This is a genomic window from Nocardia puris (assembly GCF_003315035.1).
GTDB lineage: Bacteria > Actinomycetota > Actinomycetes > Mycobacteriales > Mycobacteriaceae > Nocardia > Nocardia puris.
This window is the reverse complement of sequence record NZ_QNRE01000001.1, coordinates 249,275-261,069: the sequence shown is the minus strand read 5'-3', so window position 1 is coordinate 261,069 and position 11,795 is coordinate 249,275. Positions and strand designations below refer to the sequence as shown.

The window sequence follows — 11,795 nt, the reverse complement described above, 5'->3', positions numbered from 1 at the left end:
ATCACAGGTAGAGGGCGGCCCGCTCGGCGGTAGCTTTGACCCATGTCTGCTGTTGAGGTGGCACCCGACTACGCGGGCCGGCGCGGCGCCCTGCGGAGTTTGCTCGTGGAGAACGAGATCGACGGACTGCTGGTCACCGACCTGGTCAATATCCGGTACCTGACCGGTTTCACCGGTTCCAACGCCGTGCTGCTCGTGCACGCGTGGGACTCGCGCAACGCCGAGGACCGCACGGTCATCGGCACCGACGGCCGCTACCGCAGTCAGGTCGCCGAACAGGTCCCCGATCTGCGGTCCGAGATCGCACGCGCCACCGCGCTGCGCATCGTGGCGCTGGCGGGGGAGTGGCAGTTCGGCCGGCTCGGCTACGAGAGTCACGTGGTGACCGTCGTCGAGCACCGCCTCTACGCCGAGCAGCGCACCGGGCTCGAACTGGTCGCGGCGCCCGGCCTGGTGGAGCAGTTGCGCATGGTCAAGGACGCTTACGAGGTCGAGCAGCTGCGCCGGGCCTGCAAGGCGGGCGACGCCGGCCTGGCCGCGCTCCTCGAACGCGGCGCGCTGCGACCCGGCCGCACCGAACGCGAAGTCGCCCGGGATCTCGAATGGGCGATGTTCGAGCACGGTTCGGAGGCGGTCTCCTTCGAGACCATCGTCGCCACCGGCGCCAATTCCGCGATCCCGCACCACCGTCCGACCGGCGCCGTGCTCGCCGCCGGAGATTTCGTGAAGCTCGATTTCGGCGCGGTGGTGGGCGGCTACCACTCCGATATGACGCGCACATTCGTACTCGGCCCGCCCAGAGAGTGGCAGCGCGAGGTATACGCGCTGGTCCAGGAGTCGCAGCGGGCCGGATGCAAGGCGCTGCGGCCGGGCGCGAAGACGGGCGACGTGGACGCTGCGGCCCGCGCGGTGATCGAGGCCGCCGGGCACGGGAGCCTGTTCGTGCACAGCCTCGGCCACGGCGTCGGGCTGCGCATCCACGAAGCGCCGGGAGTCGCGAAAAACGGAACCGGTACACTGCTACCCGGCGTGGCGGTGACCGTCGAACCAGGTGTGTACTTCCCCGGCCGCGGCGGCGTCCGGATCGAGGACACGCTCGTGGTGCGCGAAGGGGGTCCCGAGCTGCTCACCCACACCGGCAAAGACCTGACCGTCGTCGAATGACGCCGGTTACCTGAGACAGGAGATCCGAAGACAGTGGCGGACACCAGCGACTTCAAGAACGGCCTCGTGCTGAAGATCGACGGTCAGCTCCAGCAGATCGTCGAATTCCAGCACGTGAAGCCGGGTAAGGGCCCCGCGTTCGTGCGGACCAAGCTGAAGAACGTCGTGTCCGGCAAGGTCGTAGACAAGACCTTCAACGCCGGTGTCAAGGTCGAGACCGCGAACGTCGACCGCCGCGACATGACCTACCTGTACCACGACGGCACCGACTACGTCTTCATGGACGGCGAGACCTTCGACCAGCTCTCCATCTCCGAGGGCACCATCGGCGCGGGCGCTCGCTTCCTGCTGGAGAACATGACCGTGCAGGTCGCCACCCATGAGGGCGAGCCCCTCTACGTCGAGCTCCCCGTCTCGGTCGAGCTCGAGGTCACCCACACCGATATCGGCCTGCAGGGCGACCGCTCCACCGGTGGCACCAAGCCCGCCACCCTGGAGACCGGCGCCGAGGTCCAGGTGCCGCTGTTCATCAACACCGGCGACAAGCTGCGCATCGACTCGCGCGACGGCAGCTACCTCGGCCGGGTCAACGCCTGATCGCCGGTCGCTCGCGGCGGGTGGGCCGACCCGTCCGCCGCACCGGAACTCCAACGACGGGGATGATGTGACCGTGGCGGAACAGCCCGCAGACAAGAAATCCGCGTACAAGAAGCTGGGCGCCCGGCACAAGGCGCGCCGCCGCGCCGTGGACCTGCTGTTCGAGGCCGAGGCACGCGATGTCGACGCCGGCGACCTGATCGACGAACGCGTCGAGCTGTCCACCAAGGACCAGTCCGTCGCGCCCGTGCACGCCTACACCCGCACGCTGGTCGAAGGCGTCGCCGACGACCTGGACCGCGTGGACGGCACCATCGAGTCCTACCTCCAGGACTGGACGCTCGAGCGCCTGCCCGCCGTGGACCGCGCCATCCTGCGCATCGCGGTGTGGGAGTTGTTCCACGCCAACGATGTTCCGCCCGTCGTCGCGGTGGACGAGGCCGTGGAACTGGCCAAGGAACTGTCGACCGACGATTCGCCGTCGTTCGTGAACGGCGTGCTCGGCCAGGTCGTGCAGGTCGCGCCGCAGGTGCGCGCCGCCGCGGCCGCCACTCGCGCCCCGCGTCCGGAGCCCGAGGCGTGACCAAGTACCTCGTGATGGCGATGCGCACGCCGCGCTTCGATTCGTCCGTGGTCGAACCGCACAAGCGGTACCTCGACGAGTTGCTCGCGCAGGGGCGGCTGGTGGAGAGCGGACGGTTCACCGACGGCACCGGCGGCGCCTACGTGGTGCTGGCCGAGGATCTGGAGTCCGCGCGCGCCCTCGCCTTCGCCGATCCGCTGCACACCACCGGCGCTTCGGAACTCACCGTCTACGAGTGGGAGATCACCGTCTCGGCGTGAGCGCTCCCGCCGGTGGGTGTACGGGGAACCGGCGGGAGCGCGCCCGGGGTGATCCCCGGATCTAGCGGTGCTCCCGGTTTTCGCCGCGAGCACGGAATGATCTTGGAACCTCGAGTGCTGTTGAGGTCAAGGGGGGTGTGAGTGGTGCCACTCGAACTTCCCGGCGGCCCGGTCGGCCGAAGTGCAGTCCGGCGCGCTGGGCGGCGAGAAGCTTCTTCCTGACGCCGCCGATGGGCAGGACGCGGCCGTTGAGGGTGACCTCGCCTGCCGATGCTGTGCTCGCCGAGCGATTGCGCACCGTCGCTGTACGGGTCCGAGCCCGGTCGTGGTCCTGCGATGCGGGCGTGGTCCTCCACGCGGTTGGCCGAACTTTGTTGTACGACTGTTGGGGCCCCACCGGAACGGCCGTGACGGTGGCCAAAACTCCCGATCGGATTCAGTGAGAGAGAATTAGGTTGATTCTCGCATCATCGTGACGAGGAGGTTGGGATGTCCACCGAAGGTTCACCCGCGACCGCGCGACTGGAGAGTCTGCGTGCCGGCTCCACCATCGACGAGGCGAGCGCGTTGTTCGACAGTTTGCCGGGAGTGCGGGTCGAGGACATCGTCACTGGTCTCTGGAAGGGATCGGAACTCGCCACCGGCCACCCCCTCGACGGCGTGCTGACCGCGAGTGGCTGGTATGGAAAGCGTTTCGACAGCGCCGATTTCGTGCACCCGCTTGTCTTCGCCGACGACGCGGGCAACCTGTTTCCGGTCGATCCCCGACGCGTACCTCTGAGCCTGGCAGGGCGTATTCCGCTACCCGCCGTCCAAGCCGGTCGAAAACTCCTCCCTGTCCTGCGCCCAGCGCTGCGCACCGACAGGCCGACGGCGCGTCTCCGGAACATCGAGTACCGGGGAATTGTCAGTGCCGCAATGGTTTACGATCACTTGCCGATCATCGACCATTTCCGCAGGGTGGACGGGGCGACACTGCTGGGAGTCATGGACCTGAGAGGTCTGGCGGAGCCGTATTTCTTTGTGCTGCAACAAGCCTGACATCTCTCACCGGTGGGAGTGTCTCGACGGCTGGGCCTGATCATCTGTAACCACGGTCATCCCACGATTCGGGGGTCGACCCACCTCGTGCCCGGCCTGCTCCGGGAAGGACACCATCCCCACGTGCGCGGGGAGCACGATCACCCCGGCCATTTCGTGGCCTTGGACCGCGGACCATCCCCACGTGCGTGGGGAGCACCCCGCCGCCACCGACACGACAGGGTGCGTCATGGGACCATCCCCACGTGCGTGGGGAGCACGGCGTGCTTGCGGTAGGGGAACCCGTCCTCGCGGGACCATCCCCACGTGCGTGGGGAGCACATGCCCCAGCCCAGTATCGGCCGCATTGTCCACGGACCATCCCCACGTGCGTGGGGAGCACTTCACGTCGATGACGCTGCGCCAGTTCGCGAACGGACCATCCCCACGTGCGTGGGGAGCACACACGAATGATCACAGGAGAGTTCGGTGTCAGCGGACCATCCCCACGTGCGTGGGGAGCACGCACCTCGGCGTAGTCGCGGGTGGTGACAAGCCGGACCATCCCCACGTGCGTGGGGAGCACGGTCGATTGTGATACCGCCGAGCAAGTGACCGCGGACCATCCCCACGTGCGTGGGGAGCACTGTCCACTGGAGATGACCGGCGGGCACAGGCTCGGACCATCCCCACGTGCGTGGGGAGCACGGACAGTTGGCCGCGGATGTTCGCGACCTGCGCGGACCATCCCCACGTGCGTGGGGAGCACGCGGACTTCGCGTGCGAGATCGGCACACCAGGGGGGCCATCCCCACGTGCGTGGGGAGCACACTTCCTGACCAGGCATTCTACCGGTCGGTAACCAGATTTTCGACCACTGAGTGCGGCGAGGAGGAGGCGTGCCGTGCGACAGCGCCGAGGTAGGTGAACGGCGACGGTGGGGCGATAGTCCGCGCGACTTCTTGCCCCTGTCCTAGCGAACCGGCAGCCGAGATCGCCTGCGGGATCCTGACTGTTCGCCCGGCCGAGCAACTGATACGCACATGGACGACCTCCGTGACTAATCGCCTGACCGCTGAATGCTCGACCGGTCGATCCGCCGCACTGACGCAGACAGGTTTCGACGTCGCGGATCCCCGCCGGCAATAGCGCGCATTCTGCCGCACCGGGCGGACATCTCGGACTTCACTGACTGGTGAGTTGTGCAGTCGACTCTCGATCCAGAGAAGTGGCCAGTAACTCGATCAGCGCCGTAATGCTCTGCTCCCCAAGCCCTTCCGCGACTGCTCGACGCAGCAGGTCGTGCATCGGAGCGTGCCATGACAAGTCGACCCCGGACTCCTTCGCCAACTGCGCGTCGTCTCCGGCGGCGGTCTCGAACAGCGCGACCGACGAACCGAGCCGCGTGTAATCGCGATCATCGATCTCCCCGGCCAAAACCGGAAGCAGCGATTCGATCATCTGCAACCACTTCGTCGAGTACGGCACCATCGAGGCGGCATCGATCCCGCGCGCACGGAGCACGGCAGCGCCCTCGAGGAACCCGAGGAGCGTGGGCAGAAGCGTTGCGCCGACGGCGGATTCGTACAGCGCGGCCAAATCTGGATCATCGCCCAAGTGGACGAGATCCCCACCCAGCACCCGCAGCGTTTCGGCGTGCTTGTCGAAGACCGCTCGCTCACCACCGAAGTACAACAGCGTGTCCGGGCTCCCCATGGCCGAGGGCACATTCTTGATCGCCCCACCGAGAAAGCGTGCACCCCGCTGGGTCGTCCACTGTGCGAATTCCCTTGCCTCGAAGGGTGTTCCGCTGTTCAGGGTGATAACTTCGCGCCCGTTCAGATCCGCCCCCTCCAGGCTTTCGCGAGTTGCCCGGAACGTCGTCAGAATCCCGATTGTCACCGGGCTCGCCGCCACCGCATCGGCGACCGACATCTCCTGTCGCGCACCTATCCTCACCAGCGGCACCACCCGTTCCGGACTGCGGTTCCACACCGTCGTCGGATGCCCTGCCGCAAGCAGCGCACCCACGATCGCGGACCCCATCGACCCGGCACCGAGCACGGTCACCGGCGGCTTCTGGTTAGACATCGAAGTTCCAATCATCATCGGCACCCACGAGATTCACGGTCTCGCGCATCGACACAAACCTTCCGCTGACGCCGGTTCGCCGACAAGTACCTACTTCGCCTTGGAGTAACCAACGCAGAGGTAAGCAGCGAGGTCATGGCGCACTTCGGGAGGCGCGATATGACAGCGGTCACCGAACGTCAGACGTCGGCAGCCCGATACACTGCCCGCCGCTGGCCGGAAACCCGATCTTCGCGCGACCTCCGCACTCCGGGCAGCGCCCGCACACTTGTGAAACCCCCGCGCGCGAACCGAACCTGGTTGCCGCCTGAATGCCCAACTGCTCGGAGTGGCGGCGAGGTCGACGAGGGATGCCTCGTTTGTGTGGGGAGCACGATCTCGGCCCGTTCGCGGCGTCGGCGGCATCGGGACCATCCCCGTGCGTGGGGAGCACATCGCCGCCAACCTGCGCCGCCGTGGGGTCGGGGGACCATCCCCACGTACGTGGGGAGCACACTTCCTGACCAGGCACTCTACCGGCCGGTAACCGAATTCGGTCAGTACTGTGTGCTGTGATGGTCAGTGGAGCCGGGAGCTGACCGATCGGTGACATTCCTTGCTTCTCGGCGTTGGCGATGGCGGTGTTCGAACGTCGGACTGTATCCGCGTCGGATCAATCGTTCGCGAGGATGGCGTCGAAACGCCGAGCGGCGCTGTCGAGTTGGGTGAGGAGGTGTTGTTTGACGGCGTCGGAGAGTGGGGTGTCGGGGCGCTTCACCAGGTCGCGGTACACCGCCATGAGAGGGCGGTACTTGGCGGCGAGTTTGGTCATGGTGGGGGCTTCGGCGTAGAGGATGCCGACGCCGTTGTCGGTGAAGTCTGACAACTTCACAATGCGGGCCCACGGGGAGTTTTCGAGTTCGGCGGCGACATGACGGCGGTACTGGGCATGGCGGTCGACCGCTGGTAGCGGAGCTGGGTTCGTCACGGCGGCAACGAGTTCGGCCACTCTGGGGCCGAATCGTTCGCCGAGTTCGGCGAGCGCGGTCTCGGTAGGTGAGCCCTGGCAGGTGCCTGCGAGTTCAGTGGGGTGGTCCTCGACGGAGTCGTGCAGGAGGCCGGCGATCACGATGTCCGGGTCGCGCACCTCGTAGTGCGAGGCGATGCGGATCGCGACGCGCAAGAGGTGGTTGATGTATGGCTCGTCGCCGTAGCCGTCGTTGCGGTGTAGCTCGGTGGCGAGGGCCAGAGCGTCAGTGAGGCGGTCACGATCCGGCAGGTCCTCGATTTCGAGAAGGAACCTCTCGCGCAGGCCATCCTCGCCGAACACCTGGGTGATGGTGTGCAGCGGCATGACAGTCAGCGCGTGCGTCATGTTGATCAACCTATCGGCATCCGAGCACTGGCACGAGCACAGTGCTGCATGTTCGTCTGCTCGCTCCCGAGAGTCCATGCGCTCGTCCGAAATCGGCGTAGAACGAACCGCGTCGATGCGGTGGGTTCGTTGAGACCTGCTTGGACGCGGGAAGTTGGGATCCTCCCTACGTGCGTAGGGAGCACTGATCCGACCAGCCGGTGCCGATCGGATAGCCCGGGCCATCCCCACATGCGTGGGGAGCGCGAGGCGGCGCGATGGCTGGTGCACACTCACGCCGGATCATCCCCACGTGCGTGGGGAGCACCTGTTTACCGAGCCCCCGACGCAGCTTGGCGAGGGACCATCCCCACGTGCGTGGGGAGCACACTTCCTGACCAGGCACTCTACCGGCGGGTAACCAGTTTTTCGACCACTCCGGCTCGCGTTGTGATGTCCGATAGCGGAGTGTGCCCGGTCGTAGCCGAGCGCCATACGTCAACTGTACGGGCCCTGGAGGCTTCACCTGACGTTTCGCGGCCGGAACTGAACGCTGATCCGTGGCCCAGTCGCCCGACGCGTCTTCGGTACCGCGTGTTCCCAGGTGCGTTGACAGGAGCCGCCCATGACGAGGAGGTCGCCGTGGCCGACGGGGAAGCGGAGGCTGGGGCCGCCGCCTCGGGGGCGGAGGGCGAGGGTGCGGGGTGCGCCGACGGAGAGGATGGCGACCATGGTGTCGTGGGTGGCGCCGCGGCCGAAGGTGTCGCCGTGCCAGGCGACGCTGTCGCGGCCGTCGCGGTAGTAGCAGAGGCCTGCGGTGGTGAACGGTTCGCCGAGTTCTGTTGCGTAATAACGGGACAGGGTGTCGCGGGCTTCGGTGAGGACTGGGTCCGGTAGGGGAGTGTGCTCGTCGTAGAAGCGGAGGAGACGTGGGACGTCGACTACACGGTCATACATCGGGCGTCGCTCGGCCTGCCACGGAACGTCGCGCGCGAGGCGATCGAACAGGGTGTCCGCGCCCGCGAGCCAAGCCGGGCGGAGGTCGACCCAGGCGCCGTCGCCGAGGTGCGTCCGGCGGATGTCGTCGAGCGAGCCGAGGCTCGGCTCATCGAATTGGTCGAGCAGCGATCCCTGCAACCATGCCGTCACGCCGACCAGCGTACCTCGAGTTCGAACGTATGTTCGCTAACGTCTCTCGTCGGCAGCTTCTGATGCCGGACTTGCTCGTGACTGGATACCGTGGCGGGGGTGCGCAGTGCGGAGCTTCCTCCCCAGGTGATCTTCCTCAACGGGACGTCCAGCGCCGGCAAGACGACATTGGCCCGTGCGATTCAGGACGAAAGCGAAGTCCCGTTCGTCTACTGGGGGATCGACACGCTGTTCGGGTTGGTGCCGCCGACTTGGGGTGGTGGACGGGACGGTCCGCTCAGTCGCGACGGATTCTGGTACGACCGCACCAGCCGCGACGAGGATGGTCGGCCACGGGTCGTCATCCGTTATGGCGATGTGGGAAGGCGGATGCTGCGGTCCGGTTGTGCGGCGGCCGCCGCGTTCGCGCGCGGCGGTGATCATCTGGTGATCGACGAGATGCTGTTGACGCCGGATCTTATGCCGATGTGGATGGAGGCGCTGGCCGGTCTGGGCGTTCACTTGGTCTGCGTCAACTGTCCCCTCGCTGTCGCCGAGCAACGAGAGTTGGCCCGTCGTCGCACTGAAATCGGTTTGGCGCGTGGGTATTTCGACATAGTGCACGATCATGGATACCCCTATGACGCGGTCGTCGATACGACTACGGGAACCGCAGCGGAATTGGCCCGCCGTGTGCTGAGCCAGGCTTCGTTGCGGTGACTTCGATGATCGGATTGTGGATGGTTCGGTCGTGTTCGAGCTCGTGTCATTCGATTCATCCGGCAGTTTCGACGGGCGAGCCCAGCGAAATTAACTTGTGCAGGTTTGAAACCTGATGCGGACAAGCCGTATTCGCCATGATCGTGCGCCCACTCAACAGGTGGTCATCCGCTACGGCGGTGTCGGCCGCGGATGCTGCGGTCTGGGTGTGCCGCGGCTGCGGCGTTCATCGACTAGGCACGGACCATCCCCACGTGCGTGGGGAGCACGAGCCCGCCCGAGGATTGATCAACGATGCTCGAGGATCATCCCCACGTGCGTGGGGAGCACGTCGTCAGGCTCACCGTGACCGTCGCACCTGACGGATCATCCCCACGTGCGTGGGGAGCACACCAGCAACCCCAGCGAGGTCGACCCGGTCCGGATCATCCCCACGTGCGTGGGGAGCACCACGCGGTCGTCGTCGGTCACTTCATCCGCGACGGATCATCCCCACGTGCGTGGGGAGCACGGTGCGCGATCGAACGGATGGGCTGGGACCAGGGATCATCCCCACGTGCGTGGGGAGCACACCCTCGCTCGACTTCTCCGACGCGGTCAACACGGATCATCCCCACGTGCGTGGGGAGCACATCCTCCAGGTCACGTGGGCCGACCGCGCGAGCGGATCATCCCCACGTGCGTGGGGAGCACACTTCCTGACCAGGCAGTCTACCGGCTGGTAACCACTTTTTCGACCACTCCTGGGACGGGCTCAGTCGGCCGTCGAGTGATGCGCGGCTGCGTGGGCATGCGGTGCGACGCGAACACCGGGCAGCGATAGATGAGGCAGGTCGACGCCCTGGGTCGATATGCGGCTGTCTCGTCTGCGTGCGTCGGGGGCGCGATCGGTCAGGAATCGAGAAGCATGGTTGATGGCCGTGCGGGAAAAATCGAGACCGGCGCGAATCCGGAGTCGCGAACGAATCGATCAACCACGAAGCGAGGGCAGCGATATGGCGATTCAGGTGAGTGTGATCATGCTCGGTGTCGCGGATGTGGATCGCGCGAGAAAGTTCTATTCAGCGCTGGGAGCTGAAGTGACCCAAGGCTTTCCGGGTTTCGTCCGGTGCAAACTCGGGACGGGTTCGGAATTGGCGTTGACCGAGTGGGAAGCAGCGGCTGAGGACGCTGGGGTGCCGGGGGAGGGGGCGGGGTTTCGGGGGTGTGTCGCTGCACTATCTGACCGAGACCACCGAGGAAGTGGATGAGGTCATGGGGAAGGCGATCGCGGCGGGTGGATCGGAGGTTCGGGCGGCGGTTGCGCAGGACTGGGGGTACTCCGGATATTTCAGTGATCCGGATGGTTACTTGTGGAAGGTCGCCACCGGCTGACGAGAGCGGGCGCGCGGGTCTCGCTTACGGCGGCGCCGTGGTGATCTGGATTACTGTAGCGGCGTGGGATTCACCGAGTATTGGCCTGGCGATGTTGTCCATTTCCCGGAGGGGCCGTTCCTGGGGGTGTGTGGTGTGGTGCGGGAAGTCGACAGCGGTCGCGGCAGGATGCGCGTGGATTTCGCCGAAGGCGTCGCGCACCGCGAGGGCGGGGTGTTGCGGGCTCGGCACCACAGCCTGACCGTGAGTTTCGACGAGGTCGAACTCGCGTAGCGTGATCTGTGATCGCGCCGCCACCACGGGCTCAATCGCTTGTACGGCGGCTTGCCGGGTTGTGAGCGGCCGAGTGGGCCGAACGCGCGGTGGACGCTGAGCGCATCGTTCGCGATGTGCGCCCGGCGCGGTCCAGCGAGGTGGTGCCAGCACCACCCTCGAAACGGGTGTTCGCTCGGTCGTCCGGCGCCACCCGCGCTGGTGGACTAGGGAACATGCATTCGGAATCCGTTCTCCCGCAGCGTTCGTCACGTGTGCGCGGCATCTGGTGGTTTCTGGTCCTGGCGTTCGTGCCCGCGTGGGCGGCGTGGATCGGGGTCGGGGTGGTGGGCGGCAGTATGGACGATCCCGCCACCCAGTTGGCGACCGCCGCGTTCGGGCCCGCGCTCGCGGCGATCGTGGTGCGCGCGTGGATAACTCGGGAAGGATTCGCCGACGCCGGGATGGCGCCGAGGCTCCGGCAGAGTTGGCGGACCTACCTGGTGGCGCTGGCATTGCCGCCGGGGATGCTCGGGGTCTGCCTGTTGCTGGCATGGGCGGCGGGCTACTGGGATCCCGCCGCGACAGTGTGGGCGGATCACGCGCTGTTCCTGCTGCTCATCCCGGTGATCCCGATCGTGGCGATGCCGATCTTCTGGGGTGAGGAGTTCGGGTGGACGGCGTATCTGCGCGATCGCCTGCTTCCTGGCCGTCCGGTGGCGACCACGTTCGCGACCGGATTCATCTGGGGCGTGTGGCACTGGCCGCTGCCGTGGGTCGGGTATTTCGGTGCGGGCGTGGAGTTCTGGGACGCGTTCGTCGGGATGTTGCTGTGGATTCCGCTGTCGGTGCTGCTGGAGTTCCTGATCGGGTTCGTCTGGGGGCAGAGCCGGTCGGTGTGGCCGGCGACGATCGTGCACGGCGGTGGGAATCTGGTGGTGTCGTTCGGGTTGGACGACCTCACCGGCGCGAGCATGTCGGTCACGGTGTCGACGCTCGTCTACTGCGTGGCGATGGTGCCGTTCGTCATCGCCGCGATCGTGTGGACCGTCCGTCGTCGAGCCCAGCCGCTCGCGCCGGCCGGTCCCGATCCGTCGGCCGGGCCGCTCGCCGCGCCCACGTCGGCCCGTCCCGGACCGCCGGCCTATACGGCACGCACTTCGCACCAGCGCGATCGAGTCACGCCGCCACCGCCCGCCGAACATACCTACCCGGTAGGGAAGTGGCCGACGAGATAGTTCCCGGATGTCCAAAAGGATTGATCTCTCGGATT

12 protein-coding genes, 1 pseudogene and 2 CRISPR repeat arrays are annotated in these 11,795 nt (G+C 66.5%); of the genes and pseudogenes, 9 read left to right on the top strand and 4 right to left on the bottom strand.

Going from position 1 to position 11,795, the window contains the following annotated elements:
* The first annotated feature begins 42 nt into the window (after positions 1-42).
* From DFR74_RS01190 to DFR74_RS01175, 4 genes are all read left to right on the top strand, one after another.
* Positions 43-1,164: a M24 family metallopeptidase gene (locus DFR74_RS01190; protein WP_067509653.1), complete on the top strand. Its 1,122-nt coding sequence runs from the start codon at positions 43-45 to the stop codon at positions 1,162-1,164.
* A 33-nt stretch (positions 1,165-1,197) separates the two neighbouring features.
* Positions 1,198-1,761, top strand: a complete 564-nt coding sequence (gene efp, locus DFR74_RS01185) for an elongation factor P (protein ID WP_067509651.1) — start codon at positions 1,198-1,200, stop codon at positions 1,759-1,761.
* Between the two features lie 73 nt (positions 1,762-1,834).
* A complete protein-coding gene (nusB, locus tag DFR74_RS01180) occupies positions 1,835-2,344 on the top strand; it encodes a transcription antitermination factor NusB (protein ID WP_067509693.1) in 510 nt (169 codons plus the stop codon).
* Positions 2,341-2,604 (top strand): YciI family protein, encoded by a 264-nt coding sequence (locus tag DFR74_RS01175; RefSeq protein WP_113974906.1) that lies wholly within the window; start codon positions 2,341-2,343, stop codon positions 2,602-2,604. Before nusB ends, DFR74_RS01175 begins: the two co-directional genes overlap by 4 nt.
* Positions 2,605-2,788: 184 nt before the next feature.
* On the opposite strand, the pseudogene DFR74_RS37545 reads toward DFR74_RS01175, so the two are convergent.
* A pseudogene (locus DFR74_RS37545) lies at positions 2,789-3,001 on the bottom strand (S16 family serine protease); the annotation flags it as partial.
* A 92-nt stretch (positions 3,002-3,093) separates the two neighbouring features.
* Here DFR74_RS37545 and DFR74_RS01165 point away from each other — a divergent pair.
* A complete protein-coding gene (locus DFR74_RS01165) occupies positions 3,094-3,645 on the top strand; it encodes a DUF4334 domain-containing protein (RefSeq protein WP_067509649.1) in 552 nt (183 codons plus the stop codon).
* A 109-nt stretch (positions 3,646-3,754) separates the two neighbouring features.
* Positions 3,755-4,454: direct repeats of the CRISPR family, unit length 29 nt; unit sequence CGGACCATCCCCACGTGCGTGGGGAGCAC.
* A 355-nt stretch (positions 4,455-4,809) separates the two neighbouring features.
* Here the strand turns inward: DFR74_RS01165 and DFR74_RS01160 are convergent.
* The 3 genes from DFR74_RS01160 to DFR74_RS01150 all read right to left on the bottom strand — a co-directional run bounded on the left by DFR74_RS01160 (position 4,810) and on the right by DFR74_RS01150 (position 8,197).
* Entirely contained in the window at positions 4,810-5,715 is a 906-nt protein-coding gene (locus DFR74_RS01160) for an NAD(P)-dependent oxidoreductase (protein ID WP_067509692.1), read from the bottom strand.
* 652 nt (positions 5,716-6,367) lie between these two features.
* A complete protein-coding gene (locus tag DFR74_RS01155) occupies positions 6,368-7,345 on the bottom strand; it encodes an HD domain-containing protein (RefSeq protein ID WP_233444429.1) in 978 nt (325 codons plus the stop codon).
* Positions 7,346-7,570: 225 nt separating this feature from the next.
* A complete protein-coding gene (locus DFR74_RS01150) occupies positions 7,571-8,197 on the bottom strand; it encodes an alpha-ketoglutarate-dependent dioxygenase AlkB (RefSeq protein ID WP_067509645.1) in 627 nt (208 codons plus the stop codon).
* A gap of 99 nt (positions 8,198-8,296) precedes the next feature.
* Here DFR74_RS01150 and DFR74_RS01145 point away from each other — a divergent pair, with 99 nt between their 5' ends.
* From DFR74_RS01145 to DFR74_RS01130, 4 genes are all read left to right on the top strand, one after another.
* Entirely contained in the window at positions 8,297-8,896 is a 600-nt protein-coding gene (locus tag DFR74_RS01145) for a chloramphenicol phosphotransferase CPT family protein (protein ID WP_067509691.1), read from the top strand.
* 241 nt (positions 8,897-9,137) lie between these two features.
* Positions 9,138-9,589: a CRISPR direct-repeat array (repeat unit 28 nt; unit sequence GGATCATCCCCACGTGCGTGGGGAGCAC).
* Positions 9,590-10,102: 513 nt separating this feature from the next.
* Complete coding sequence (locus DFR74_RS36880; RefSeq protein ID WP_232331761.1) at positions 10,103-10,270, top strand: VOC family protein; 168 nt, start codon at positions 10,103-10,105, stop codon at positions 10,268-10,270.
* A gap of 63 nt (positions 10,271-10,333) precedes the next feature.
* Positions 10,334-10,543, top strand: coding sequence for a hypothetical protein (locus tag DFR74_RS01135; RefSeq protein WP_067509643.1), 210 nt, complete (start codon positions 10,334-10,336; stop codon positions 10,541-10,543).
* Between the two features lie 215 nt (positions 10,544-10,758).
* Positions 10,759-11,760, top strand: a complete 1,002-nt coding sequence (locus DFR74_RS01130; protein ID WP_113974905.1) for a CPBP family intramembrane glutamic endopeptidase — start codon at positions 10,759-10,761, stop codon at positions 11,758-11,760.
* Positions 11,761-11,795: the final 35 nt, after the last annotated feature.